The following is a 24,851-nucleotide window of genomic DNA, read 5'->3' as shown; positions in this document are numbered from 1 at the left end:
TTTGCCTGAAAAATTAATCAATTCGGAAATGCTGAGTTGATTTGGGGCGGACTTTGTCATGAAATTTTTGGACACGCTGAGGTCGCTCTCCCTTCCTCGGCAGATTGCACTTGCAGGTGCAGTGGTCGCCGTCATCCTGGCGATGAGCTTCATGGTGCGCGGTGCGATGAGCGAGCCGAAGGCGCTGCTATACTCCGGCCTTGATGCGTCACACTCCGGCGAAATCATTGAAGAGCTCGACAAGCGCGGCATCGATTATGAAATTCGCGGTGACGCGATTTTCATTGCAGCGAGCAAACGCGACGAGACCCGCTTCGCACTCGCCCGCCAGGGCCTGCCGCAACAGTCGGTTCAAGGCTATGAACTGCTCGATGATGTGAACGGGTTCTCGGTGACCTCCGAAATGTACAATGCTGCCTATTGGCGCGCCAAGGAAGGTGAGCTGACGCGGACAATCCTGGCCATTCCAGGCGTTCAGTCGGCCCGCGTACATATCGGCGCCAGCTTGCGCTCTGGTTTCTCGCGCAGCTCACCGGCCCAGACGGCCTCTGTGACGCTCGCCACAACCCACGATATTTCCGGGAAGCAGGCCGAAGCCATCCAGTATCTGGTGGCATTGGCGATCTCCGGCCTTGCGCCTGAGGATGTTGCGGTGATCGACCCAGCCAAGGGCCTGATTGCGGGGCCAAATGTCGACAAGACTGACGAGCCCGACCAGGTGGCCGATTCACAATCAGCAATGATCGAACAGAAGATTCGGCGCCTGCTGGATGCGCGCGTCGGGCCGGGAAATGCGAGAGTGTCGGTCAGCGTTGACGTTAACCGGCAGCGCCAGACGATCTTCGAAAAGACGATCGACCCCCAATCCCGCGTCGTCCGCAACCGCACCAGCAATGATGTCAGTGAAACAAACACAGGCGGTGCCGGCGAACTGTCAGCTGCCAGCAACTTGCCGCAGGGCGGGGCAAACAGCGGCGGCGATTCCCGCAACATGAAAAACTCGACCGAGAGCGTGTCCTACGAGTTCAATGAACGCCGCGTCGAAACGGAAATGATGCCCGGCAAGATCCAGCGTATTTCTGTCGCCGTTCTCCTGAATGAACAGGTGCTCGGCCTTCAAGGTACGCCGGAAGAAACCGCAGCGGAAGCGCAGCAAATTATAGATAACTTCCAGCAGCTTATTCTTTCAGGCGCTGGCCTCGATACAGCGCGCGGCGACTCGCTGACGGTGGAGCTGATGCCCTTCCAGGAAATGCCCGCCCAGGAGATGGTTGAAGCCCCCGGCATGGTCTCTACGCTGGTGCAACAATACTCATGGCCCGCGATCCAGGCGCTTCTGCTTGGCGTTGTGATCATCGTTCTGGGACTGTTTGTTGTGCGGCCAATGATGAGCAAAGGGCCGGATGCTGCAGACATGCTCTCAGAGCAAAAGCTTATCGGCAATGAGGTTGCAAATTCGGCCGAAGCAGCTGACCCATTCGCTTATCTTTCCGATTACACACGGGAGCGTCAGGATGAGACCGCGGCATTGCTGCAGTCCTGGCTCGATGAGGACAGGAAGGTGGCTGTAAATGAGTGAAGCCGTCTTTGCGAGGCTACCAAGGTTTGACCTGCCTGCCGGGAATGCAGGCGGGCTTCGATCTGCCAAGCCAAAAGGTCCGGTTCTGGTTGAGCCGGAAGCGGCTGAGCAGAACGAAGTCTCCAAAGCCAAAGCCGAACTTGCTGCGAAAATGTCGGACGTTGAGGTTCTGCTCGGATCGCTCAACAAGGCGATCGAGACTGTTCGCGCCGACGCTGACAGGCAAGCGAAGACAGCTATCGTTGCCATTTCCGAGCAGTTGTTTCCAAAGCTGTCGCGCCGTTTTCTGGCGAGCGAGATCGAGGCTCATCTGGAAATCATGCTGCCGGAAACCGCTGCGCATGTTGAGATCAGCGCAAATCCGGCGCTCAGTGAACAACTGGAAGATTTGCTCGATCAGTCCGCTGGTCTTGCTGGCCGCTGCACCGTCACGCCTGATGAAGCCGCCCGCGGCGCGCGCGTCGATGTCTCGTGGAAGTCTGGCGGCCTGACTTTTGATTTTGATGGTCTGCTTGAAGCCTGCATTGGCCATCTCAGAACAACGCATTCAGCAATGGGGGATAAGTCCTGATGGCGAATCCTGAAGCCGCACCAAAACCGAACGAAACCGAAGATCGCCGCGACCAGAGCCCGGTCAATCAGTTCCGCCGCTCAATTTATGGCGTCCCAGTGACTGTCACGGTCTCCATCGGACAAAAGCGCCTTAGCGTTTCCGAAGTGCTCGCACTGACACCGGACTCGGTCATCGCGCTGACGTCGCGGATCGAGGATCCGGTCAGCCTGATGGTGGATGACAAGCTGATCGCACGGGGCGAGCTGATCGAGAATGAGGATGGCGGACTCGGTGTCAAAATTACCGAGATCGCGGAAGATGCAGATGGCAATTCTGCTTAGAGGTCAGTCTGCGTATCTGCGCGCGCTATGTCTTCTGGGTGCGGCCCTGATCTTCAGTTTTGGCGCCGTTGCGCAAGATGCTGCCAATCCAATACCTGACGCGCTAGGCGGACTGCTCGGCGGGGACGGCGAAGGCGGCCTGAGCGGATCCGTCATCATCCTGTTCGTCCTGGTGACGGTGCTCAGCCTGGTGCCTGGCCTGGCCATGATGGTCACGTGCCTCCCTTTCCTGATCATCGTATTTTCGTTTGTGAGACAAGCGCTTGGCGTTCAGCAGGCCCCGCCAAACATGATGCTTATGGCGCTCGCCATGTTCCTGACTTTCTTCATCATGGAGCCAACCTTCACCGAAGCCTGGAACTCCGGGATCGCGCCTTACACAGATGGCACGATCACTGAGGAGGCCGCCTGGCAGGCGACAACTGCGCCCTTCCGCGAGTTCATGAATGCCCGCGTTGACCCTGAAACGGTGCCCGTCCTTGGCGAAGCGATCAATCGCCCTGTTGCCGAAGGCGAGGCGCCGCCTTTTTCCCTTCTGGCGACATCTTTCATGCTGTCAGAGATCAAGCATGCCTTTCAGATCGGTTTTGTTATCTTCCTTCCATTTCTTGTTATTGATCTGGTTGTAGCTTCGGTCCTGATGGCTGTCGGCATGATGATGGTGCCGCCGACGGTCGTTTCGCTGCCCTTCAAGGTCGGGTTTTTCGTCCTTGCCGATGGCTGGCTAAAAATAACCGAGGCCCTGATCAGAGGATATTCTGGATGAGTTCGAGCGCGAAAACGGGTTCGCCAAAGGTCACGCCGTTGAGACCGAAAGGTGACACGTTCAAAGGCCCCAGCCTTGCGACGATCACGCCGGCGCAACGCGCGGCCGTTGTCATTGCCGTGCTCGGCGAGACGGCAGCCCGCCCGATCGTGGAAAAACTCGACGACAGGGCGCTCGCGCAAATCGCAGCAGAGCTGGAGAACATTTCCTATCTGCCGAGAGAAGACCTCGCGGATATCGTGATGGATTTCCTGAGCCACCTTCGTCAGACGAGCGGCGCCTTCAGAGGCGGCAAAACCCGTTCAAGAGAGATTGTCGAAAAGCTTCTGGACGAGAGCCGGTTGAGCACAGTGTTCGGCGGCGGCGAAGACAAATCTGATAAACCCGTCAATACCTCAGACGGCGTCTGGGACAGGCTTCAGCAAAAACCGCCAGCGGCGATCGCTGCATATCTTGACCGCATGACGCCCAATATTGTCGCCATGATCCTGCGAAAGCTCGACACAGGTGTTGCCTCCGAAGTCGTCGGGCATCTCGATGAGAGCAAGCTCGATGCCACGATGGGGCATCTGATCGAAGCCGATAGCGCCGATCCCGAAATCGATAACGTCATGGCGCGCATGATTGAGATTGAATTTCTCAACAATGCCGACGTTCATGAGGAAGAAGATACCTCGCATCTGGAAAGCATCGGCGAAATGCTGAGCCTCATTCCGAGCGACCGGCGCGAGCGGGTTCTCTCGTATCTGAAGTCTGAACACGAGACTAAGCTCGAGAGCATCGAGAAAGTTCTCTTCACGATTGAGGGTCTACCAGACATGTTGGCGCGCAGTTCCGTGCCGGTCGTTTTCAGGGAGCTTGGCGAGACAAAGATGGTGCCGCTCCTGTCGACGCTGCATGGACCATCATCTGCTGTGTCAGACTACCTTCTGGGCAATATTTCCTCGCGCCTGGCTGATCAGTTCCGCGATCAGTTGAATGACCCCAATCGCAAGCCTGTCGAAGACGAGGAAGCGACGCAGCGCGAATTCCTGACCAGTCTTATGGCGCTTAAGCGCCGTGGGCTGATCGTGATGGAAAAAGCGCCTAAGGCCTGATGCTGAAAGCCTGATTTGTCGAAACTAACCCGGTCCTGAATTGACCGGCAAAGCGCTTTCTATCTGACAATCAGATCCGCATGCAGCGCGCCTGCCGTTTTCATCGTGCGGATGATATCGGCCATTTCCTGTGGGGAGACGCCAAGCGCGTTGAGGCCGGAAATAAGCTCTGACAGTGTCACATTTGAGTTCAGCATGGCGATACTGTCCGTGCCTGTCTCCTCGATTGATATCTGTGAGCGAGGCAGGACGATAGAATCCCCCCTCCCAAACGGGTTGGGTTGAGACACGACCGGGGTCTCTGTGACCTTGATCGATATATTGCCTTGGGCAATCGCGACTTTCGAGATCGTCACGTCCTCACCGAGGACGATTGTGCCTGATTGCTCATCGATGACGATGCGTGCAGGAACCGCGACTTCAACGGGCAGGTTTTCGATATTGGCGAGGATCCGCGCTGGAGACCCTGAAAGCGTGCGCAGGTCCAGATCCACTGTGCCCGGGTCCCGCATGAAAGCGACAGGGCTACCAAAGGCTCCATTGATGGTGTCTTCGATCCGTGCGGCCGTGGTGAAGTCAGGCTGGCGAAGTGCCAGAGTCAGAGATTGCCGTCCGTTGAAATCATAGGCAATCTCGCGTTCGACTCTCCCGCCATTTGGGATGGCGCCCGTGGTTGGCGTCCCGCGACGTTCACTTGCGCCCTGCGCTTTCACGTTGAGGCCGGATACGATGATGCTGCCCTGAGCGACCGCATAAACCTCGTTGTCTGCCCCTTTGAGCGGGGTAAGGATCAGCGTGCCGCCTTCAAGGCTTTCAGCATCACCGATGGATGAGACCGAGACGTCGAGCGTTGAGCCGTTGCGGGCAAAAGAGGGCAGGGTTGCTGTCACAAGCACAGCGGCGACATTGTCCGGTTTGATGTCCTCGCCCTGGACGTTCACGCCCAGCCGCTCAAGCATGTAGGTGAGGGAGTCTTCAGTGAACGGTGAGTTCCGGACCGTGTCACCCGTCCCGTTCAGGCCAACGACAATACCATAGCCGATGAGATCATTCTGGCGGACACCTTCAACGTCCACAATGTCCCGAATGCGGGACTGACTGCTCGCATCAGGCGCTGGTGCGACAAGCAATGACACCCCGAGCAGAGCAAGAATCGAGAGGAACTGTTTCATCGGATTACCTCAGGAAGTTCAGGAGTGACAGGCCGGACAGGCGTGCTGTGAGAAGGTAGGACGCTTCAAGGTTCTGCTCGAGAACTTTGAGCTCTGCAGCGGCCTCGTACTGATCACGGGCAGTCATGGAATCGAGGGCTTCGGTCAGGATTGTCTTCTCGGCCTCCAGGTTCAGCTTTTGGTCAGCAACCCGTTTTTGATCAATACCGACTTCGGCACGTAGATTGGTAAGCCTTGTTTCGCCTGAGAGCAGGCTCGTGGCAGCGTTCTGCCGGGCCGTATCGGGATCGGCCAAACCTTCGAGCGCCCCGCCGGGTTCAGACAGCGATAGAACGGCAAGACTGCGGATCACCTGCGTGACCGCTGGATCGATTGCCAGCACCGCTTCTGAGTCCGAAGCTGAAGCCGTGCCCTGATAGATGGTGCTTTGCCAGCCACCATCCGGAGAATTGAAATAGGCGTCCAGCTGCTGGTCAAAGTCAGCACTATCGGCCGAACCTGCCGCAAGAATTTGAAGGTCACCCAGCAATTGTTCGGCGCCAGCGAAGGGGGGTGTAGATGTGGCATCGCCCGAGAACAGAAACCGCTGACCATGGCGGGCATTGAGCGCAGAAAGACTGGACTGGAGTTCCAGACGCGCGTCGCGAGCCACAGTGCCCTTGTTCATTTCGTCGCCAAACCCGATGGCTTCTTGCATGCGCGTCGACAGGTCGCCGATATTTTCCTGCACGTGTGTAAGTGTCTGCTGCATGATATCGAGACGGCTTCCGCGCAAATCGAGCAGTCCGGTATCGTTCGCAATATCGGTGAGCGCTTTCTGACCGAGCATAGCCTGGCCGATCCGTCCGGAAAGGTGGCTCGTCACGTCCGACTGGCGCCCGGTCACCGCTTCGCTGGAGGTGATCTTGATCTGCTCGCGCAGGGTGCTGACATTCTGGCTGAGTTTGCCTGTCGTCAGGCTCATGGGGATCATGTTCTTAATCATGTCAGATCTCCATCAGACGCTGCAGCATCTGGTTTGCGATTTCGATGACGCGGGCGTTGGCCGCGTAGGCTTGCTCGATGAGCAATAAGTCCTGCATCTGCTGGTCGACGTCGACGCCTGTCTGGGACTGTTCGGCTTCGGAAGCGATTGCGTGCTGAGCGGACGTGGACGCCAGGATGGATTCACTGCCCACCCGGTTCTGCCCGGCCCGTGAGGCAAGTGCAGCTGTAAGTTCGGCGATCGAAAATGAGCCCTGAAGGCCTTCTGAATTGATCGAACGGGCATCTGTGACGGCGTTCAGCATGGCCGACAGGATCGAATTGTTCCCGACAGCACCGGGCGTGCTCGCGCCAAGACCATCGCGAAGCCGCGAGAGACTTCCATTCTGGGCTGGGTCTACAGCTGCATTGATACTGATCCGCCCGGCAAGTCCGGCGCCGGCCGTAGGGGCTGGGTCGACGAACAGGCCAAATCCGCCAGCAGGTTTCGTGGGATCGACATCGTCTGCTGAAAGGCGCGAGACGAGATCTGCAGCAACCGTATCAAGCTGATCGCTAAAGTTGGGCAGCTCATTATCCCGCAACGTGAAGAGCGCGCCAAACAGGCCGCTGGAAATCGCTGAATAGGCCGAGGCTCCGGGTGTCAGGTCGAGCCCATCAACGCTGAGACCGGACAGCTGACCATTCTCCAATGTCGCAGAAGGGCCAAACGTGTTTGACGCGCTGAACTCGATCTGACGTGCGCTACCTGAAACAAGAAAGACGCCTTCCTTGGTCATGACATCGACCGCGCCGTTCTGCCGTTCGATGGTTTCGACGGGAAGGTATTCTGAAATCGTGTCGACGACGCGTTGTCGTTCATCGAACAAGGCCGCAGCTTTTGAAGAACTCTTGTCCGTGCTGGCAATCTTGGCGTTAAGCGCTTCGATCTGCTTCAGCGCAGCGTTGACGGTTTCAACACCGCTGGCAATCTCAAGATCAGCTTCTGCGCGCTCGCTGGTGATGTATTGCGACAGGCCCCGAAACTCATTGACGATGGCTTTTGCCGCATCAATGACGCCGTTCGCATTCACCGAAGATTCCGGGGACGCTGCCGCGGCAGACAAGGCGGATTCAAAACCGGACATCAGATTGAAAAGGCCGGTTCCGTCGACGGTATCTCCAAGCCGCGCTGACAGTGATTGCCAGGTTGATGCGATGAGACTGGCTTGGGCCAGATCGCTCGTCAGCCCCTGGCGCTGTGCGGTGAGGGCTGCGTCATTGGAGCGGGCAATCCCGTCTGACCCAACGCCTGTCGTCGAGCCGCCAGCAACAGATTCGCTCAAAAGCACCGAACGCCGGACATAGCCCGGCGTCGACGCATTTGCGACGTTGGTGGCGACGATATCGGCCCTCAGGCCAGAAGCCTGAAGACCGGTACGCGCGACATTGATGGCATTAGACAGGCTCAATGGATTAGCCGCCTCTCATTTGGACTGGACTACCGTTTGAGGTTGGTCGTTTCCTGAAGCATCTCATCGACAGTTTGAACGATCTTCGCATTGGAAGAATAGGCCCGTTGCGTCTCGATGAGATCCGTCAGTTCGGCTGCGATATCGGTGGCTGATTCCATCAGCGAGTAACCCGCCACTTCGGCAACCGGCCCGGTCCCTGCGTCCCAGAGATAGAGATTGCCGCTATCGGCTGAAACGGCAAAGGCCTGGGCATCAAGCGCCTGCAAGCCGTTCATATTAGGCACATCGCCGACCGGAATTTGAAAGAGCGTCCGGCGGAAGCCGGTGCTGTAAACGGCCTGAAGGAAACCCTTCTCGTCAATTTCGACGGACTGCAGGTCACCAATCGGCGCGCCATCCTTGATCACATCGGCTGGGGAGAACGGGGCCGAGAGCTGGCTGATACCGGACGTTCCACCGATCTTGCCGGCAAAGATATCCACATTGCCGTGCGGCAAGGCCAAGGAGATGTTACCTGTTTCCGCGTCATAGCTTGCGCCGCCTGTGGCGGTGAGAGACGCAATACGTCCGCCAGTTTCAACTTCATCGGAGAAGCTGACCGCAAAGTTGCCGATCGAAGCTGTGCCGTCGCCGCTTGCGGTATCGAATATCTCGACGTTCCAGGCGTTACTGGAGCCTGTTGCCGGGACGTTTGGCGAGAATTGAAGCGTCAGGGTCTGCGCGCGGCCGAGGTTATCGAAATACTCGACGGGCAGGCTATAAGGCTCGCCAGTGCCGGTCGAGAGGGTTGCGTCTGCCGGAAGGTTAATGCCGAGGTCAATCTTCGTTGTCGGCGAAGCGAGATATTGTGACGCGGCGATGTTCACCGGCACGAGGCTGGCGCCGCTGCTGCGGGAGACATTGCCAACGGTTCCGTCAGGGCCGGCGGCCCAACCCAGCAGGAAGTGGCCGCTTTGCGTTCTGAGGTTGCCGTCTTCATCGGCAAAGAATGATCCGGTCGGGGTCAGCTTGAGGGCGCGCTCAGAAGCCAGCGCATCAAGGCCCGCGCTATCGGTGACGGGAAAAAGTCCACGTCCGGCTACTGCGATGTCAGTGGAATTGCCGGTTGTTACCAGCGGCCCGTTTGCTGCGATGTCCTTGAAGGTGTCCACGCGCACGCCGCCAGCCGAATAGGCCGAGGAGCGCTGCTGAATAACCATGCTGGAAAAGTCAGCGACGCTACGTTTGTACCCGTAGGTCGACGAGTTTGCGATGTTATCGGAAATAGTGGAAAGGCGGCTGGCGTTCGAATTTAGCCCCATCACGCCCGCATTGAGGGACGAAGATATACTCATTGACAACTCCTTTGTCAGATATTCTCTGAATTTGGAGCTGAAATCTTAATAAGCAGATAACCCTGTTCAGGCCGCCGGATCGCCCGTCGTAACGATGGTAATTGAGATGCGCCGGTTTTGCGCAGCGGACGGGTTGTCGGCGATCAGCGGGTCTGTATCTGCGCGGCCGGAAACTTCACGCATGCGCTCGCCTGGAAGGCCATCACCCAGCAACAGTTTACGTGCTGTGTTGGCGCGGTCTGCTGACAGGTTCCAGTTGTCATAGCCGCCAGCATTGCGGAACTGGCGATTGTCGGTATGGCCAACGATCTTGATGTCATTGTCGAATGAGTTGAGAGATCCAGAGATCAGTCCCAGCAGGTTAACGAGCAGGTCTGTAGGCTCGCTCTGGCCGACTTCAAATAGAGGGCGGCTCTCGGAATCGATGATTTCCAGAACGATACCTTCAGCCGTCATTTTAACCATGAGGTGCTCAGACAGCTGTTGCGGATCCTTGCTCAGCTGCTCGCGCAGATCCTGAAGGTCCTTGGCGATCTTCTCGCCGTCTTCTGGATTGCGCTCGCCCTCTACGCTTTTCTCGCGAGAGGCGCCGGTGCCCATTTGCGCATAGGTTTCCTCGGTGAAGATGGAGCTACCATTGAGCCCATCAGACCCACCGCCGGAAATTCGGCTGATCGGAATCGTCGGATTGAAATAGTCAGCGATGCCCTTGCGTTGTTGCTCGGTCGTCGCATTCAGCAGCCACATCAGAAGAAAGAAGGCCATCATCGCGGTCACAAAGTCGGCATACGCCACTTTCCAAGCGCCGCCGTGGTGACCGTCCGCCTTGATCACCTTCTTACGCTTGATGATCGTCACGTGATTTATCTGTTCTGGCTGTTCTGCCATAATGTATCCGCTTTCAAAGCCTGACACGGTCTATAGCAGACGGAAGTGAAGCGACGTTGTAACCGACCAGTGGTATCTCGCCATTAACGGTAACGATTAATTCATGAAATCTATCCAAAGATTAACGGTGAACATGGTTAATTCAGCCACAGGTCCAACGTGTCGTCAGCATTGCGCAAAAAAATAGGTTCAGTAGGGGGTGTGCCCCCGCAGTTGCTGCAGTGCCAGCCGCTATGGGAGGGGCTGCGCGGCCTCCTCGAAACATGGGCGAAACAGACCTTCGGAGACGAGCTTCCAGCCTCTTTCTCTGACCGCTCGCTCATCGCCGGGAAGGGCGTGACAGAGCAATTTAGTGAACGTTTTGGCTATATTTGTTTACCACACAGCGCGGTTGGGTTGCGCGCCATTACGTTCGACCGTTTTGCCGTCACACGCTACGCGTCCTTGCGCCTGAAACAGCCAGCTGACAGCCTTGAGGGATCACCCGATCTGTTCCTTCGCTTGATGGCGGACCGGCCGGCGCGCGAGCTCTGGAAACTTATTACTGACACGATCGCGATCAGCGCACCGCTGCCTGAGGACTTTTCCGTTGTTGACCCTGCAGGCGTGCCAGATGCCATCGAGGCAGATGCTCGCCTCCTCAAAGTGGTCGTCAGTTTCGTCGCGGAAGATGATGAAGAGGGTTGGCTCCTCGAGGGCGGCGAAGTGCCGCCTGAGATTCAGCTCTATTTCGAGATCGAGTCGCTCAAAGCCTATGCGAACGCCATTGAGGCTAGTGCTGCCGCGCGCCTGAAGGCGGGCAATAATGGTCAACGCGAACACATGCGCAAAAATCTGCGACGTTCGACAATCGGTCTCGATGCAGTGCTGGATCGTCTGCAAATGACCATCGCTGATTGCTCGCGACTGCAGGTGGGACAGGTGATCGAGCTGCCAGGGGCAGAGCCGGGCGTGCTGTCGCTTTGTGCCGACACCATGAATGGCAGCGTCCCGATATGTTCAGGCGAGTTAGGCACTTGGAAAGGCCAACGTGCCTTAAAGCTGAAATCGTCATTGCTTGAGAGTTTCGTCCAGGAAATTTCAGAGATCTGACTGGGGGAGAGCCCGCATCGCGCCGGGCTCAGAGGAGATACGAAGTGAACGCAATCCTAGGCATTCTGGTAACAGTCATCATGGTGTTCGGCGGCTATATATTGGCTGGCGGGCACATGGAAATCATCACCCACGCACTGCCGTTTGAGGGCATGATGATTGGCGGCGCGGCCATTGGCGCGCTTCTCGCGGCTAATGACTTCACCACCATCAAGCACACCGCCGGCGACGTGGTTGCAGCCTTCACCGGACCAAAATGGAAAAAGTCGGACTACTCAGACCTGCTCTGCATGATGTCAGAGTTGCTCAGCGTCCTGAAACAGAATCCCGTTGATATCGAAGCTCATATTGAAGATCCGCAGCAGTCGGAAATCTTCCAGCGCTACCCGAAAATCCTCAAGGACCATGATGCGATCGAGATGATCTGCGACACGATCCGTTCAATGCTGATGAACTTCGACAATGTTCATCAGGTTGAAGAATTGCTGGAGAAGCATCTCGACAGTCTGATGGAAGAGAAGCTTCACGGCTCTCACGCCCTGCAGAACATGGCTGACGCTCTTCCGGCTCTCGGGATCGTTGCCGCTGTGCTTGGCGTCATCAAGACGATGGCGTCGATCGACAAACCGCCGGAAATTCTTGGTGGCATGATCGGCGGCGCGCTCGTCGGTACGTTCCTCGGCGTGTTCCTGGCCTATGGGGTCGTCGGCCCATTCGCCTCGCGCGTCAAAGCCATCCGTATGGAAGAACACTTCTTCTACTCGATGATCGGCGAAGTCCTCGTGTCGAACCTTCATAAGAACCCGGTCAATATATGTGTTGAAGTGGCTCGGCGCCACGCGCCAGCACGTGTCCGCCCGACCTTCAATGAAATTGAGGAAGCCATAAGGGGGCTGAAGAAGGCCGCGTGATCTACAGGTCGCTCATCTGCTCTGTGTTGCTGGCCCTCGTGGCCAGTCCTGCTGTTTCTGCTGAAGAAGCTGCAAACGATGCGGCGCGCGGCGATGAGATGGAGCGTCTTCCTGAAAAGCTGGACGATTTTGTCCAGACCGCGATTGATCAGGGTTTGCTGACAAAGGCGGGCACATCGAAAGAGACCCAGGGCGGGGCCCGGTCTCTGCTTCCGGATACGCCCGAAGATCAGCCGGCGGCGACATTTGCAGATCATGCGCAGCCAGACGAAACTCGGCCGACAGAAGCGCTCGTTGAAAACAGCCCCCATTCCCTGTCGCCCGGAATCGATTGTGCGGCTGACGACCCTTACGATTTCTCGGAACTCGCCTCGATGTCCACCTATAGCGACTTCATGTCCTGGCGCGGCGTTCTGGAGACGGAGCAGACCCCCGCTGCGGACACATTGCTTGCCAAGGCTTACATCGCGCTCGGCCTGACTGAGGAAGCGCGCATGCAGCTTCAGGGCAAGACTGAATTGCCCGAAGACGCACTGCGCCAGCTCGCCATTCTTATGGATGGCCGATCCGGCTACAACGTTCCATATTTCACCGACATCGCAGCCTGTTACCCGGCGCAGAAAATCTGGCTGGGTGTCGCGAAAATCGGGGCGGGACATCCCGATGGCGTTCGTATCCTGACTGAGCAGATTGAGGTTTTCCATGACCTTCCGCTGCGCTTGCGCATCGCTGTGGCCATGAAAATTATCCCTGCGTTGTCAGACGAAAACCAGGTCCTGCTGAGCGAGAAGCTGCTCGCGACCTTCTCGTCTGACGAGATTGAGGCTTCGGCGCGCCTGCAGTTTCTGACCGCAGTAAAGGATCTTGTCTCCGGCCGGCCAGGTGCAGAGGCCAAACTGCGTCAGTTCTATCACCGCATAGACCTTCGTGATGCTGCGGCCACAGTCCTGCGTCGCCATGGTTTGTCGATCGATAAGGGGTTTGAGGCCCAACTCGTGGACAAAATGGTCGGCAACTACAGCCGGCTCCCGGCAGAAGCGCAGGTCGACACCAAACTCGACAGCCTTTTGCGCGATCTCAACGATGCGGCCGATTATGATCTGACGCTGAAACTCGCCTCTCTTCCCGCAGCGCAGCGGCCCGAAGCCCGCCAGCGGCTCGGCGAGCATTTCTCGAACCTGATCGAGGCCGATCTCAAGAGCGACGTTGCGATCGACAATCTCAAGATGATGGATGCGCTTTTGAAGTCTGGCGACCTGCTTGAGGGGCGCGAGGACTATGAAAGCAAGTTCGGCCAAGCTGCGGCGCTGGCCGCGCATATGGGCCTGCAAAGTATGTCGGACAAGCTCGCTGCGCGCGTCGGCAATGACGACGCACTAGCGCTTGCGCGCGCCCAGCTTGCCTACAGGCTGATGGATCATGAAGGGCTCGCCTTCCTTGCTCGCCTCCACGCCACCAACCCCGATATCGCGCAGCTTGCAGCGCTCGACGCTATCCGCACCAATGACGCTGACGCCTTTTCGAAGGTCCAGAACAAATTATCGCTCGCCCCCGAGGCTGTTCTCGAACTCATCACAGCGGATGCCGCCAGTGGAAACTGGGTTGTCACTGGCCGGTTCTACGATGCTGCAGCGAAATTCGAGGACGAAGAAATCGCGTCTAAAGCCGCACGTATCATCGCTCTTAAAAAGAGCGCTCGGTTAGGCGGCCAACCGCTAAAGCCGGTCGCGCTGGCTGATGTGTCGGGCAGCCTTGATGAACTCGGCCAGTCCATCCAACCCGCAACGCACGAGGTCAACTGATGTCTAATGCGATCTATGCCGCGCTTGCGCGCCAGACGGGCCTGATGAACGAGATGCAGGTCGTTGCGAACAATATCGCAAACTCCAGCACGACGGGTTACAAGACCGACCGCGCGATCTTTGCTGAATTTCTCGCCGGAACCGGTGTTGGAAAGCCGACGCTTTCGATGGGCGGTCTTGCGGGCCACTCCTTCGACATGGAGCAGGGTGGTCTGCGCTTTACCAATGGCCAGTTCGACCTTGCCATTCAGGGCGAGGGCTTTTTCCTGCTCGACACACCGCAAGGGCAGCGCCTCTCGCGCGCCGGGCATTTCCAGATTTCACAGGACGGACAGTTGATCGATGGAACGGGCAACGCCGTTCTGACCTCGGGTGGCGGCGGTATCACAATACCGGAAGATGCACGAAAGATCTCCATCGCCGGTGACGGCTCGATATCGGCTGATGGCGAGCTGGTCGGTCAGGTTGGTGTCGTTGTGCCGAATGGCGAGCTGAGCCGTGACAGCAACACCCTTTTTGACGCGACCGAAGGCTTTCAGGCGGCCGAGGAACCACGCGTCCTCCAGGGCGCGCTCGAACAGTCGAATGTGACGCCAGTTCTTGAAATCGCTCGGATGATCGAGGTGCAGCGCGCTTACGAAGCCGGACAGTCGCTCCTCGAGCGGGAAGACGAACGAATTAACAAGTTTATCAGCACTTTACGCCAGTTTTAATGCCAACGTGGATCGAGGGAGGACCCTATGAAATCACTGCAGATCGCAGCCACGGGCATGGCCGCGCAACAATTGCGCGTCGATGTCATATCGAACAACATCGCCAACATGAGTACCGCGGCGTACAGGCCGCGGACGGCCGAGTTTTCGGACCTTATGTACCAGCAATACCTAACACCGGGCACGATTACCTCGCAGGTCGGTACGATCGTTCCGGCAGGTATCCAGCTTGGGACAGGGGTGAAGCCATCGACGGTTTCCATGGAAATCACGCAAGGGTCACTTCGGCCGACCGGGTCCGAACTCGACATCGCGATTGACGGGACAGGCTTCCTGGAGATCACGCTGCCGTCTGGCGAGTCCGCCTATACGCGCGATGGTAAACTGAACCGCAGTTCCGATGGGCAGATCGTCTCCAAGGATGGTTTTCCGCTCACCGATAGCATCACGATACCTGAAGATGCGCGGAGCATTTCCATAAGTGGCGACGGCGAAGTCGTTGCCTATTTCGAAAGCGAAACTGCCGGTCAGTCCATTGGCAACATCTCACTTGTTCGTTTCGTCAATGAAAAGGGCCTCGAGGCTATGGGGGACAACATGTTCCGCGAAACCGAGGCGTCAGGTTCACCGAACCGACTGGTCCCCGCGACCGAGGGTGTCGGCATCATACGGCAACGCTATCTCGAGGATTCCGGTGTCGACGTGGTGCAGGAAATCTCCGAGCTGATCGAAGCTCAGCGCGGTTACGAGCTGAACTCCAAAGTCATCACGGCGGCCGACGAAATGCTCGCTGCCACAACGCGGGTGAGGTAGATCATGACAATCATCTCCTCAATCGCTGCAAACCTCATCCTCGCCGCTGCTGGTGGGCCGGAAATGCTGGCCATCGATGTCATTCGGTCTGGCGAAGTCGTCACACCGGCGATGATCGCAACCGAAGCAGGCGATGGACCAGGCATGAGCGACCCGATTATTGGACGCGAAGCCCGCCGGACGATCTATACCGGTCAACCGGTGTCGATGGAGAACACGCGCCCCGCGCGTCTCGTCTCCCGCAATCAGGTCGTGACGCTCAAATACATCAAGGGCGGCCTCGAAATCTCGACGACAGGCCGCGCCATGGGCGAGGGCGCCCTGAACGAAACGATCTCTGTACTGAACGTTGAATCACGAAAACTGGTTACGGGTACGGTGCAGGCTGATGGATGGGTGCTGGCACAATGAAATACTTGATCCCCGCTTCCCTGTTCGCCCTCACACTTGCAGCCTGCTCGTCGATGCCACAGATGCAACAAGTAGAGTTGCCGGAGCCGCCGGCTCCGACGCCAACCTATGCGGCTGCCCCGCCTGCGCCTCTGGTCAATGAGAACAACTCGCTCTGGACGACATCAGCAACGTCGCTCCTCAGCATGCGACGGGCCAAGGCTGTCGGAGACCTTCTCACGGTTATCGTTGAAATGGATGATCGTGCGAGCATGAAGAACTCGCTTCAGCGGACGCGCGGCACGAATCAAGAGTTCAATCTGGACGCGCTCTTTGGCTTGCCAGAGTGGGCGAACGGCGTGCTTCCCGGCGGTGCCTCACTTTCGCCTGGCATTGATTACGACCGGCAGTCCGCCCTTGATGGCAGCGGCGCAATCAACCGGGCGGAGAAGGTCACGTTCACACTGGCCGCACGCGTGATTGGACTTGAATCGAACGGCAACCTCGTCGTTCAGGGGTATCAGCAGACGCGCGTCAGCAATGAAGTCCGTGTGCTGACAGTAACCGGCGTCATCCGCGCTCAGGACATTACGCGCATGAATACAGTGACCTATGACAAGATCGCCGATGCGCGCCTGTCCTATGTCAGTTCTGGTGAAGCAACCGCGCCCGTCCAGCGAGGGTTCGTCCCGAAAATTCTTGATGCAGTCGTGCCGTTCTAGGGGATCGCCATGAAACAGCTCATTCCAGCCCTTATAGTCGGCGTGTTCATACTCGTCGGCGGCGTCGGCGGTTTTTTCCTCAAAGGTGGAACAGGATCGGCGGACGCGACGGTATCGGCAGACCACGGCGGATCTGACGAGGGCGGGCATGACGCAAAAGCTGACAGTCATGGCAAGAAGGATGACGGCCACGGCGAGAAGAAGGCCTCAGGCGGCGGTCATGGCGCGAGCGCCTCTGGCGGTTCGTCTGACGTTGCCTACTTCAAGTTTTCGCGCGAATTTATCGTTCCACTGATCCAGAATGAGCGGGTTGAGAGCCTTGTTATCCTTAACATCAATCTGGAAATCGACGGCGATGCCTCGCAGAAACTGTTTTCGATGGAGCCAAAGCTTCGCGACAACATCATGACGACTCTGATCCAGCTCGCGAATGATGGTGACACGCTCTACACGATGACGAGCGTGAAGAATTATGAGGCCATCCGCTCGCGCGTCCTTGCGAACCTGCAAGAGGCTGTTCCGGAAGGCATCAATAATATCCTGATACAGGATATGGCGCGCCAGGATCTGTAGATTTCCGCGCGCTAGAGGCGTTAGCGTAAAAGCTTGAAGCGGGCTGTGTCCTAGTCGTCCAGCTTCTGAACCTGCCCCATATCGGCGGTTAGACCGGATGAGGTGCCGACACGCAGGGAGCCATTTTCGCTGGCGACGTCGGTGACTTTGGTCACGATCCGTGGCGCGGCTGTGCCCATATAGTTGGTGCCTGAGTAGAGATCTATCCCGAACTCAAACAGGCTCTCTGCAGTCGCTGGAATGCCGGACAGTGTCCGTCCGTCCCATTTATAAAGGTCGTCTGAGAGATTCAGCGCTTCAGTCCAGATGACCTCGCCATTTGAATCCTTGATGTTGAGGAGGGCGCTATCAGCATCGTCCGGCGCGTTCACCGCAAACTCGATATCATTGCCGGAATAAGGCACCCAGGAAGACTCTACCGTCACGGACTCGCCCAGCCATTCACTGGCAAACATGGCATGAAGGTCGCCGATCAGACCTGCGATATTGTCGAGGCTCGAATTGCTGCGGACCTGTTGCTCAAGCGAGGAGAAGGTCGCGAGCTGTTCCACGAACTGCGTCGAATCGAGCGGCGAAAGCGGATCCTGGTTCCGCACCTGCGCGGTCAGCAGCTTCAGGAAGTTGTTGAACTCCTCGCCCGTTCCAGCCGTGCTGGCCAGCGATTGGGACGATGCCGCCGTGTTTGTTGATACCGGATTGACCGTGCTCATAAAAGCTCTTTCAGAGTTTGAGGTTCAGCCCGCCAGACAGACTGGCCAGCTGACGCGGGCTCGGCTGTTGGGACAGGAGGGCAGGCGAAATTGTGTCTTCTGCGACCGAAAGCGCGCCAGAAAACTGCGGCGGAACATACGCATCGCGTTGCGAGTGACTGTTCTGACTGAAAGTCATGTCGCGCGCGGTGAGGCCATTGTCAGCGAGCGACTGGACAAGATCAAAGTGCATGAGGCGGAGGCGCTTCATCGCTTCAGGCGTCTCGCCCACGACAGCGACCTGTTGCAGGCCGTTTGAATCAAATTTGAATTCGATCGACACCCGCCCAAGCTCCGGCGGATCGAGCTGAACTGTAATCCGGTCCGGTTTGTCGCCGCCCGAAAGCTTGCTCGACAAGATATCGACGATGTCTTCTGGCGCGGCGATGACATTGGCTTGCGGTTTCATCGCGCTTGTGTCGACCGCAGCAGCGGTGACGACGGGCTGCGCGGACGCTCCGGTTGCCTGGCCTGTCGCGGCGCTCACTGAAAGCGGCGCATCAAGGCTGCCGCCGCTGGCCTCGAGCATTGTATCTAGCGTTGCCGCGCCGGCCTGTCCGGTTTCGCCAGACAGCCAAAGGACGCTCGCAGGTGCAGTTGTCGTATGGGCCAGTTTTCTGAGATCATCGTCCGACGCATCGACCGCCTGAGCCTTGCCGGACGCATCAAGACGTCCCGCAAGATCGCGAGCCGTCTCACCGCGCATATTTGAATTGGCAGCGAACATCGGCTGACCGGCAATCACCCTTGTATCTTGCGAAACCGCTGTATGGGCCGCCACAACCTCAACCTTGGTCGCTTCGGATTTTGTCCCGGCGCCTATGGTTTGATCATTTGCCAGTTTGGCGGCTGCATCCACGGATGCCGCGTCGGCCGCAGCCTGACTTTCTGAACCTTTGGTCGTCAGATCAGTTTCGGGCAGTTTGATTTCTTCGGGAAGATTGGTCACTTCAGCTGACTTTGCTGCGACCGGGGATGCTTCGTCAGGCTGCGTTTGAACCGCGTCGGCAGTTCCTGCTTGATCCTGATCCGGGGCAGCGGTCGATTGTGTCCACCCGAGGGCCACGTCCTGCGCAGGTTCGTCATCCGGCTTGCGATTGCTTGATGTCGACTGGTTCTTTGAAGCCGCGCCCTCCGAACCGTCTGCTCTACGCTGCGCGTCTTTCAGAACGGTTGCAAAGCCGCCCACTGAATTGTCTGGCTTGCCTTGCTCGACGTCTTGCACGCGAGGGCGTTGGCCCTTGGGCGCGCTCACACCTGACAGATCCTGTGGGAAGTAACTCGTCATTGAAGGTCCTTGGTTAGGGCTCTCTTAACCAGCCCTAAGTCAAATTCGGTAAACCGCGCTTTAACGAGCCCGCTAAAATTTGATGCCGGCCCTCATGAGAGGCAAGGACGAGACAATGACCGCACCGATCGACTTCAGACCGACTTTGCCACAGGTGCAGACAGCGCAAACGCAATTGACGCCGCAGCCGCAGCAAGGCGGGACCGAAGAAGCCAACGATCTGCGTCAGCGCTTTGAGCAAATGCTCTGGGCGGAGATGCTTCGTCATACTGGTCTCGAAGATGCGTTGACCAAATCCGGCGGTCAGGCTGCATCGGCGTTCTCCCAATTCGTTATCGAATCGATCGCCGGCGATCTTGCCGAGCGCCATCCGCTCGGCCTCGACCCAATTCCGCAAGCGAGCGCCGCTTACGAAACGCTTCTGGCTGAAGGACAGATATAATGACTGACATCCAACGCGCCGAAGACGCCCTTGAAACACTGCGCGATATCCTTCGCGAGGAACACGATGCCTTGCTCGCCGGGCGGGCAGGGACTGCGTCAGCACTCCTGCCTGCCAAGATGAAGGCGATGGAAGTATTCGATGAAGTGACGTCCAATCAGGAATTGATCCGGAAAACGCCAGGATTCCGCGAACGTCTGGGCGAGATTGTCACGCTATCAAAAGAGAATGCCGCGCACTTCGCGGCGGTCCGAAACGGTGTGAATAGTGTGATCAGTCGTATGAGCACGATGTCCACGACCGCCTATGTCGGCGCCTATGGGGCGGACGGCGGAAAAACAGCGTTTTCCAAGGCCGTTGGTGGCTACGAGAAAAAAGTCTGATGGCTTTTAACAAATTATCCATCTGTACGAGGTAAATAGTTGGATAACCAAGATTGGTCCGGGGCAACCCGCTGTCAGGATGACACCAGTTTAAACAAGTATGGTCGAGTATAAAAATATCGATCTGACATGATGAGGGGTTACTGATGTCCAGTATTCTTACGAACAATAGCTCGATGGTTGCGCTGGAAACTCTGCGCAACATCAACCGCAATCTTGAATCCGTTCAATCGGAAATCTCAACCGGTAAGAAAGTCTCTTCCGCAAAAGATAACTCGGCCATCTGGGCCATCTCGACGGTCATGTCGACCGACGTTGAGAGCTTCAAGCAGATTTCCGACAGCCTGAACAAGGGTTCTTCGACTGTTGGTGTGGCACGTGCTGCTTCCGAACAGATCACGGGCCTGCTTCAGGACATGAAAAACCTGATCGTTGACGCCCAGCAAGACCTGAACGCTGATGACCGCTCCAAGATCCAGGCCGACGTTGATGCGATCCGCACCTCAATCGGTAACATTGTCAACGCTGCCCAGTTCAATGGTCAGAACCTTCTTAAAGGAAGCGCTTCAGTCAGCGTTCTTGCATCGCTTGATCGCGGCGCCGACGGTTCTGTTTCCGCTACATCTATCACGGTTTCCCGCAACGACCTGCAAACGACCGGTGCTGTTCCTGCGGCTGCCAAGGAAGCAACGGACGCTGGCTATGCGTCCACTGAAGACACTGCGACGGTTACTGATGTTGCCAAGGAAGCCGGTGCTGCTGGTACGATCACCGCTTCTGCCGATGGCGACATGGCAGACACGGATACTAAGACACTTACCATCAAAGGCGGCGCCATCTCTGCTGGTGACAAGTTCACGTTTGACCTGAACGGCACAGAGATCACTTACACTGCTGCGGCTGGCGACACGATCAACGACGTCGCAGCCAAGCTTCGCACGGAAATCGACGATGCTGGTCTCAACCTCGCGGCGGCAGCCGGTGACGACGCTGCTGATCCGCTTACGGATGATGCAACCATCGAGCTGACAGCCACCGGTGCCGTCACATTCGATCAAGCTGACATCGTGACGACCTTTGAACAATCGCAGATTGATGAAGACGACTCAATTGAAGTCAGCTTCAGCGGCGGAACGATCTCCACGGGCGACACATTCACCTTGGGCGGCGTTACTGTTACTGCTGCAGAAGGTGAGACGATTAATGACGTTGTCGAACGCCTGGCAGATGACCTCGAAGCCGAAGAAGTCGAGAACCTCGTTGTTGAGTATACCGCAGCTGAAGATCCAGCTACTGGCAGCGCAACGATTACGCTAACCGCTACTGGTGGCGATGCAGTCTTTAGTCTTGCTGATCTCGGTTCGACGAACGTTGCAGTAGCAGCCGGCGGCCTTGGCGCAATTGCTGACCTTAGCGTCTCAACGTCGGCTGATGCGACCACCGCGCTGAACACGGTTGAATCCCTGCTCGACACGGCTATCTCGGCCGCCACATCTTTCGGTTCTGCTCAGAAGCAGATCGAAGGTCAGGCTGAGTTCGTCCAGACGCTGATCGGCTCGATGACGGCTGGTATCGGTACGATGGTCGACGCAGACATCGAAGCGGCTTCCGCAAGACTGCAGGCCCTTCAGGTCCAACAACAGCTCGGTGTTCAGGCGCTCTCGATCGCCAACAGCGCACCGCAGCAGCTTCTGGCCCTCTTCCGATAGGCCGATGAATTACCGGTCCGGGCGCTCCAATTGGGCGCCCGGACCACCTTTTGATTAGAAGTGAGGGCATATGCATCAACTTGCACACAAGGCATACACCGACGTCACCAGTCGCACCGCGTCTGACAAGCACATCGAATATGCCGTGTTCCAGCAGATCACAGATGCTCTCAAGGATGTGGCGGCGCAGGATGTGCCGCTTCCTGCCGTTTGGGTCGATGCTATCGACCGGAACATGCAACTCTGGCTCACCCTCTCAATTGATCTTCTTGATCAGAATAACGAGATGGACCCGCAATTGCGCATAGGATTGCTGACGCTCGCCGAAATGGTTCGAAAGCTCAGCTACCGCGTGCTCGCCGGCGAAGAAGAACTGACCGATGTCATCGAGATAAACGAAATGGTCATGCGTGGCCTGTCAGGTGATACGGGAAGCCAATTGTCGGAGGTAACGCAGTAATGTCAGGACTTATTCTGAAACTGGCGCCAGGTGAGCGCGTCATCATCAACGGCGCGATGCTGGAAAACGGTGACAAGCCATCGAGCTTGCGTGTCGCTGATCCGAACGCCCGGGTCCTGCGCTGCCGGGATGCGCTGAAGCCTGATGAGATCGATACCCCGGTCAAGCAGATTTACTACGCGATCCAGCTACTCATCACCGGTGATCTGCAGGAGGACAATGTCCTGCCAGCGATCACGAAGGAAATTGACCGTGTGGCCGATGTTTTCGAAACGGTGGATCCGACGCTGATGGTCCAGCTGCGTGACATGATGCGCCGCGGCAATCATTACTCCGCTCTCTGTCATCTGCGCCACGTGATGGACGTTGAAGCAGAGCTGCTGACACATGCGCGGCTGCGTCAGCAATTCGTGCCGGAAGCCAAGGTCGCCTGATCAGATGTTTCAGCCGGCCATACCCTTGTCTGGTTACGGGGGCTGGAAATTCCTCCAGTCCACATACTCAAATCAGCTGGAGAGTTTTTCTGACTCGGCCAGCATCAAGAATGACCGCGAATATCTGACCGAAAAGCTGTCCAAGCCGATCACACTGGACGACTTCATGTCGGATCGCCGCCTGATGCGCGTCTCGATGACGGCGTTCGATCTCGGCGGTGAGGAATGGAAGGGTGGCTTCATCCGCAAGGTTCTGGAAGAAGCGGTCACACCCGACAGCTCTTTCCTGAAGCGGCTGAACAACCCGGCCTATACGAGTTTCGCGGAAACCTTCAAATTCACCGATGGCAAGCTGTCGCTGGATGCCGACAAGCTGGAAACAATTGGCGAGAATTTCGAGACAGCGTCCTTCCGCGCAGCGGTGGGCAATGTTGACGAGAATATGCGTCTCAGCCTGAACTACCAGTCCAAGATCGTTGATATTGCCGCTAGCGGCAGCAGCGAAAAGACGATCCTGTATCGCCTGCTGGGTAGTGTGCCTGTACGAACGGTTCTGCAAACGGCGCTTGGCCTGCCAAGCGACCTGACGAAACTCGACATCGACCGTCAGGCGGACATCCTGAAAGACAAGCTGCAGAGCAAGCTTGGCATTACCAATGTGGCCGACCTTGCTTCACTGGATAATGTTGAGAAGGCGATTCAGCGGTTTCATGTGATGGATACGATCAATACCGGCTCAGCGAACTATTCGCCGCAATCGGTGGCGCTCTCGATTCTGTCAGGAAACACGTCGGGCTTCGGCGCGGTCGCGAGCCAGAATCTCTTCCTGAGCCAGTTCTAGGTCGCGGGCTTTTTGTCAGCCTTGGCGGCTGTTTCGGGGGCCAGTACTGACTGCAGCTGCTCGAACGCGGACGCGATATCGCCTTCATTAGATTGCGAGACAAACGCGTCGAGCTCAGGAAAACGGTCAATGGCAAAGTCGCCGGCTTTGTCGATCCCGCGTTCATAGAGATTGGCGCGCAGCATCGGGGCCAGTTCTTCATAGAGTGAAACTGTGCGCAGATAATCCTTGATCAGCTTGTTTTCCGGCTCAGACGCTGCTCGCGGCAGTGCACGTGACACACTCCGCAACACATCGATCGCCGGATACCGGCCGCGTTCGGCAATCTCGCGCGAGAGAATGATGTGTCCATCAAGAATCCCCCGGATCATATCGGCCACCGGCTCTTCCATATCGGATCCGGCCACGAGAACTGAGAAGATAGCGGTAATGTCGCCCTGATCTTGCGTGCCCGGGCCGGCGCGTTCAGCCAGTTCGGCAATGACACGCACCGTAGACGGAGGAAATGCATTGAGCGCCGGTGTTTCGCCGCCGGTCAAAGCCACTTCGCGATGCGCCTCGGCAAACCTCGTAATGGAGTCGAACAGCAGCAGGACATGATGGCCCTGATCCCGGAAATGCTCGGCCGCCGCCATGGCGCAATATGCAGCGCGTTTCTTCGCGCCGGGTGGCTCACTGGAGGTCGCGGTCACAATCACCGCCTTGTCACGCGCGGCTTTCGGCAAGGTATGGTTGGCAAAATCATTCACCTCGCGGCTACGCTCACCAATCAGGGCAATGACAATTCTGTCGGCTTCGACCCCATTGGCCAATGTGCCCAGCAAGGTGGACTTGCCGATCCCAGACCCGGCAAACAGGCCAAGGCGCTGGCCATGGCAAAGCGGTAGAATGGTATCGGTGATCATCAGCCCGGTCTTGAGCCGTGGCCCAAGGCTCTTGCGCGCATGGCTGGGCGGGGCTTTTGTGATCAGCTTGCGCTTCGGGCCTGGCGTAGCAACGCTATTGTTTTGGTCGTCGCCCAGAATCTCACCGCGATAATTGATGACCTGGCCGATCCAGTGATCGCCAGGCGCGACCAGCGCTTCGCGTTCAATCGTCGCCCGGTCGCCGATCCGGACGATGTCGGAGTCGCCAAATAGAAGCGCGATAACCCTGTCAGTCGAAATCTTCAGGATCTCGCCAGAGACGACCCCCTCGGCAGTTTCAATCGTGATTTCATTGCCCAGCCCGGCATGTTCGCTCACGCCAGCGATCTGAACGACGCCGGGGCTGACATCTGTGACGGTGCCCCATAACTGGCATAGCCGGTCGGGGAGAGGGCGGGCGGGCTGCAACATGTAAACAGAACCTGCGTTTCTATT

General features: G+C 57.4%; 27 protein-coding genes. 19 read left to right on the top strand and 8 right to left on the bottom strand.

What is annotated here, in order from left to right; all coding sequences use genetic code 11:
- The first annotated feature begins 58 nt into the window (after positions 1-58).
- Genes fliF through B8783_RS12115 form a run of 5 tightly spaced genes read left to right on the top strand, consistent with a single transcriptional unit; the run spans position 59 to position 4,336 of the window.
- On the top strand, positions 59-1,579 hold the full coding sequence (gene fliF, locus B8783_RS12135) for a flagellar basal-body MS-ring/collar protein FliF (protein ID WP_084420379.1): 1,521 nt from the start codon (positions 59-61) through the stop codon (positions 1,577-1,579).
- Positions 1,572-2,150: a FliH/SctL family protein gene (locus B8783_RS12130; RefSeq protein WP_084420378.1), complete on the top strand. Its 579-nt coding sequence runs from the start codon at positions 1,572-1,574 to the stop codon at positions 2,148-2,150. Before fliF ends, B8783_RS12130 begins: the two co-directional genes overlap by 8 nt.
- Positions 2,150-2,473: a FliM/FliN family flagellar motor switch protein gene (locus B8783_RS12125; RefSeq protein WP_084420377.1), complete on the top strand. Its 324-nt coding sequence runs from the start codon at positions 2,150-2,152 to the stop codon at positions 2,471-2,473. The genes B8783_RS12130 and B8783_RS12125 overlap by 1 nt, the downstream gene beginning before the upstream one ends.
- Entirely contained in the window at positions 2,457-3,239 is a 783-nt protein-coding gene (gene fliP, locus B8783_RS12120; protein ID WP_084420376.1) for a flagellar type III secretion system pore protein FliP, read from the top strand. The genes B8783_RS12125 and fliP overlap by 17 nt, the downstream gene beginning before the upstream one ends.
- Positions 3,236-4,336 (top strand): FliG C-terminal domain-containing protein, encoded by a 1,101-nt coding sequence (locus B8783_RS12115; RefSeq protein WP_084420375.1) that lies wholly within the window; start codon positions 3,236-3,238, stop codon positions 4,334-4,336. Before fliP ends, B8783_RS12115 begins: the two co-directional genes overlap by 4 nt.
- Before the next feature lie 59 nt (positions 4,337-4,395).
- On the opposite strand, the gene B8783_RS12110 is transcribed toward B8783_RS12115, so the two are convergent.
- The 5 genes from B8783_RS12110 to B8783_RS12090 all read right to left on the bottom strand — a co-directional run bounded on the left by B8783_RS12110 (position 4,396) and on the right by B8783_RS12090 (position 10,168).
- A complete protein-coding gene (locus B8783_RS12110; RefSeq protein ID WP_084420374.1) occupies positions 4,396-5,508 on the bottom strand; it encodes a flagellar basal body P-ring protein FlgI in 1,113 nt (370 codons plus the stop codon).
- Between the two features lie 4 nt (positions 5,509-5,512).
- Positions 5,513-6,493, bottom strand: coding sequence for a flagellin (locus B8783_RS12105; protein WP_084420373.1), 981 nt, complete (start codon positions 6,491-6,493; stop codon positions 5,513-5,515).
- A 1-nt stretch (position 6,494) separates the two neighbouring features.
- Entirely contained in the window at positions 6,495-7,943 is a 1,449-nt protein-coding gene (gene flgK, locus B8783_RS12100; protein ID WP_084420372.1) for a flagellar hook-associated protein FlgK, read from the bottom strand.
- Positions 7,944-7,972: 29 nt separating this feature from the next.
- Positions 7,973-9,280, bottom strand: a complete 1,308-nt coding sequence (locus tag B8783_RS12095) for a flagellar hook protein FlgE (RefSeq protein WP_084420371.1) — start codon at positions 9,278-9,280, stop codon at positions 7,973-7,975.
- Positions 9,281-9,346: 66 nt separating this feature from the next.
- Positions 9,347-10,168, bottom strand: a complete 822-nt coding sequence (locus B8783_RS12090) for a flagellar motor protein MotB (RefSeq protein ID WP_084420370.1) — start codon at positions 10,166-10,168, stop codon at positions 9,347-9,349.
- 201 nt (positions 10,169-10,369) lie between these two features.
- Between B8783_RS12090 and B8783_RS12085 the strand changes: the two genes are divergently transcribed.
- From B8783_RS12085 to B8783_RS12050, 8 genes are read left to right on the top strand one after another with little or no spacing between them, the layout of a single operon-like run.
- The gene (locus tag B8783_RS12085; RefSeq protein WP_233355768.1) at positions 10,370-11,260 is read left to right on the top strand and encodes a FliM/FliN family flagellar motor switch protein; all 891 of its coding nucleotides are present in this window, start codon (positions 10,370-10,372) and stop codon (positions 11,258-11,260) included.
- Between the two features lie 44 nt (positions 11,261-11,304).
- Complete coding sequence (motA, locus tag B8783_RS12080; protein WP_084420368.1) at positions 11,305-12,171, top strand: flagellar motor stator protein MotA; 867 nt, start codon at positions 11,305-11,307, stop codon at positions 12,169-12,171.
- On the top strand, positions 12,168-13,973 hold the full coding sequence (locus B8783_RS12075) for a hypothetical protein (RefSeq protein ID WP_084420367.1): 1,806 nt from the start codon (positions 12,168-12,170) through the stop codon (positions 13,971-13,973). The genes motA and B8783_RS12075 overlap by 4 nt, the downstream gene beginning before the upstream one ends.
- Positions 13,973-14,686, top strand: coding sequence for a flagellar hook-basal body complex protein (locus B8783_RS12070; protein ID WP_084420366.1), 714 nt, complete (start codon positions 13,973-13,975; stop codon positions 14,684-14,686). Before B8783_RS12075 ends, B8783_RS12070 begins: the two co-directional genes overlap by 1 nt.
- Before the next feature lie 27 nt (positions 14,687-14,713).
- Positions 14,714-15,499, top strand: a complete 786-nt coding sequence (gene flgG, locus B8783_RS12065) for a flagellar basal-body rod protein FlgG (RefSeq protein WP_084420365.1) — start codon at positions 14,714-14,716, stop codon at positions 15,497-15,499.
- A 3-nt stretch (positions 15,500-15,502) separates the two neighbouring features.
- Positions 15,503-15,910 carry a flagellar basal body P-ring formation chaperone FlgA gene (gene flgA, locus B8783_RS12060; RefSeq protein WP_084420364.1) on the top strand — a complete coding sequence of 136 codons (408 nt, stop codon included), beginning with the start codon at positions 15,503-15,505 and terminating at the stop codon, positions 15,908-15,910.
- Positions 15,907-16,611 carry a flagellar basal body L-ring protein FlgH gene (locus B8783_RS12055; protein ID WP_233355767.1) on the top strand — a complete coding sequence of 235 codons (705 nt, stop codon included), beginning with the start codon at positions 15,907-15,909 and terminating at the stop codon, positions 16,609-16,611. Before flgA ends, B8783_RS12055 begins: the two co-directional genes overlap by 4 nt.
- Positions 16,612-16,620: 9 nt before the next feature.
- Positions 16,621-17,184: a flagellar basal body-associated FliL family protein gene (locus B8783_RS12050; RefSeq protein ID WP_084420362.1), complete on the top strand. Its 564-nt coding sequence runs from the start codon at positions 16,621-16,623 to the stop codon at positions 17,182-17,184.
- A gap of 50 nt (positions 17,185-17,234) precedes the next feature.
- Here the strand turns inward: B8783_RS12050 and B8783_RS12045 are convergent, their stop codons facing one another.
- The gene (locus B8783_RS12045) at positions 17,235-17,894 is read right to left on the bottom strand and encodes a flagellar hook assembly protein FlgD (RefSeq protein ID WP_084420361.1); all 660 of its coding nucleotides are present in this window, start codon (positions 17,892-17,894) and stop codon (positions 17,235-17,237) included.
- 10 nt (positions 17,895-17,904) lie between these two features.
- Complete coding sequence (gene fliK / locus B8783_RS12040) at positions 17,905-19,221, bottom strand: flagellar hook-length control protein FliK (RefSeq protein WP_084420360.1); 1,317 nt, start codon at positions 19,219-19,221, stop codon at positions 17,905-17,907.
- A gap of 115 nt (positions 19,222-19,336) precedes the next feature.
- Between fliK and B8783_RS12035 the strand changes: the two genes are divergently transcribed.
- From B8783_RS12035 to B8783_RS12010, 6 genes are all read left to right on the top strand, one after another.
- Positions 19,337-19,663, top strand: a complete 327-nt coding sequence (locus tag B8783_RS12035; RefSeq protein WP_084420359.1) for a hypothetical protein — start codon at positions 19,337-19,339, stop codon at positions 19,661-19,663.
- Entirely contained in the window at positions 19,663-20,046 is a 384-nt protein-coding gene (locus B8783_RS12030) for a hypothetical protein (RefSeq protein ID WP_084420358.1), read from the top strand. Before B8783_RS12035 ends, B8783_RS12030 begins: the two co-directional genes overlap by 1 nt.
- Positions 20,047-20,192: 146 nt before the next feature.
- Positions 20,193-21,755, top strand: a complete 1,563-nt coding sequence (locus tag B8783_RS12025; RefSeq protein ID WP_084420357.1) for a flagellin — start codon at positions 20,193-20,195, stop codon at positions 21,753-21,755.
- Positions 21,756-21,825: 70 nt separating this feature from the next.
- Positions 21,826-22,215, top strand: a complete 390-nt coding sequence (gene flaF, locus B8783_RS12020; protein WP_084420356.1) for a flagellar biosynthesis regulator FlaF — start codon at positions 21,826-21,828, stop codon at positions 22,213-22,215.
- Positions 22,215-22,649, top strand: a complete 435-nt coding sequence (locus B8783_RS12015) for a flagellar biosynthesis repressor FlbT (protein WP_084420355.1) — start codon at positions 22,215-22,217, stop codon at positions 22,647-22,649. Before flaF ends, B8783_RS12015 begins: the two co-directional genes overlap by 1 nt.
- Before the next feature lie 25 nt (positions 22,650-22,674).
- On the top strand, positions 22,675-23,490 hold the full coding sequence (locus B8783_RS12010; RefSeq protein WP_233355766.1) for a DUF1217 domain-containing protein: 816 nt from the start codon (positions 22,675-22,677) through the stop codon (positions 23,488-23,490).
- On the opposite strand, the gene B8783_RS12005 is transcribed toward B8783_RS12010, so the two are convergent.
- A complete protein-coding gene (locus B8783_RS12005) occupies positions 23,487-24,827 on the bottom strand; it encodes a FliI/YscN family ATPase (RefSeq protein ID WP_084420353.1) in 1,341 nt (446 codons plus the stop codon). The two genes, B8783_RS12010 and B8783_RS12005, sit on opposite strands and share 4 nt — an antisense overlap.
- Positions 24,828-24,851: the final 24 nt, after the last annotated feature.

The sequence above is a fragment of the Henriciella litoralis genome (assembly GCF_002088935.1).
In the GTDB taxonomy this organism is placed as follows: domain Bacteria; phylum Pseudomonadota; class Alphaproteobacteria; order Caulobacterales; family Hyphomonadaceae; genus Henriciella; species Henriciella litoralis.
The sequence above is the reverse complement of the archived record's forward strand: the minus strand, read 5'-3'. Positions and strand labels throughout refer to the sequence as shown.

Excerpts from the sequence above, each read along its gene's own strand:
- fliF (WP_084420379.1), top strand. The coding sequence starts at position 59 with ATGAAATTTTTGGACACGCTGAGGTCGCTCTCCCTTCCTCGGCAGATT.
- B8783_RS12130 (WP_084420378.1), top strand. The coding sequence starts at position 1,572 with ATGAGTGAAGCCGTCTTTGCGAGGCTACCAAGGTTTGACCTGCCTGCC.
- B8783_RS12125 (WP_084420377.1), top strand. The coding sequence starts at position 2,150 with ATGGCGAATCCTGAAGCCGCACCAAAACCGAACGAAACCGAAGATCGC.
- fliP (WP_084420376.1), top strand. The coding sequence starts at position 2,457 with ATGGCAATTCTGCTTAGAGGTCAGTCTGCGTATCTGCGCGCGCTATGT.
- B8783_RS12115 (WP_084420375.1), top strand. The coding sequence starts at position 3,236 with ATGAGTTCGAGCGCGAAAACGGGTTCGCCAAAGGTCACGCCGTTGAGA.
- B8783_RS12110 (WP_084420374.1), bottom strand. The coding sequence starts at position 5,508 with ATGAAACAGTTCCTCTCGATTCTTGCTCTGCTCGGGGTGTCATTGCTT.
- B8783_RS12105 (WP_084420373.1), bottom strand. The coding sequence starts at position 6,493 with ATGATTAAGAACATGATCCCCATGAGCCTGACGACAGGCAAACTCAGC.
- B8783_RS12095 (WP_084420371.1), bottom strand. The coding sequence starts at position 9,280 with ATGAGTATATCTTCGTCCCTCAATGCGGGCGTGATGGGGCTAAATTCG.
- B8783_RS12090 (WP_084420370.1), bottom strand. The coding sequence starts at position 10,168 with ATGGCAGAACAGCCAGAACAGATAAATCACGTGACGATCATCAAGCGT.
- B8783_RS12070 (WP_084420366.1), top strand. The coding sequence starts at position 13,973 with ATGTCTAATGCGATCTATGCCGCGCTTGCGCGCCAGACGGGCCTGATG.
- flgG (WP_084420365.1), top strand. The coding sequence starts at position 14,714 with ATGAAATCACTGCAGATCGCAGCCACGGGCATGGCCGCGCAACAATTG.
- flgA (WP_084420364.1), top strand. The coding sequence starts at position 15,503 with ATGACAATCATCTCCTCAATCGCTGCAAACCTCATCCTCGCCGCTGCT.
- B8783_RS12055 (WP_233355767.1), top strand. The coding sequence starts at position 15,907 with ATGAAATACTTGATCCCCGCTTCCCTGTTCGCCCTCACACTTGCAGCC.
- B8783_RS12050 (WP_084420362.1), top strand. The coding sequence starts at position 16,621 with ATGAAACAGCTCATTCCAGCCCTTATAGTCGGCGTGTTCATACTCGTC.
- B8783_RS12045 (WP_084420361.1), bottom strand. The coding sequence starts at position 17,894 with ATGAGCACGGTCAATCCGGTATCAACAAACACGGCGGCATCGTCCCAA.
- fliK (WP_084420360.1), bottom strand. The coding sequence starts at position 19,221 with ATGACGAGTTACTTCCCACAGGATCTGTCAGGTGTGAGCGCGCCCAAG.
- B8783_RS12035 (WP_084420359.1), top strand. The coding sequence starts at position 19,337 with ATGACCGCACCGATCGACTTCAGACCGACTTTGCCACAGGTGCAGACA.
- B8783_RS12030 (WP_084420358.1), top strand. The coding sequence starts at position 19,663 with ATGACTGACATCCAACGCGCCGAAGACGCCCTTGAAACACTGCGCGAT.
- B8783_RS12025 (WP_084420357.1), top strand. The coding sequence starts at position 20,193 with ATGTCCAGTATTCTTACGAACAATAGCTCGATGGTTGCGCTGGAAACT.
- flaF (WP_084420356.1), top strand. The coding sequence starts at position 21,826 with ATGCATCAACTTGCACACAAGGCATACACCGACGTCACCAGTCGCACC.
- B8783_RS12015 (WP_084420355.1), top strand. The coding sequence starts at position 22,215 with ATGTCAGGACTTATTCTGAAACTGGCGCCAGGTGAGCGCGTCATCATC.
- B8783_RS12005 (WP_084420353.1), bottom strand. The coding sequence starts at position 24,827 with ATGTTGCAGCCCGCCCGCCCTCTCCCCGACCGGCTATGCCAGTTATGG.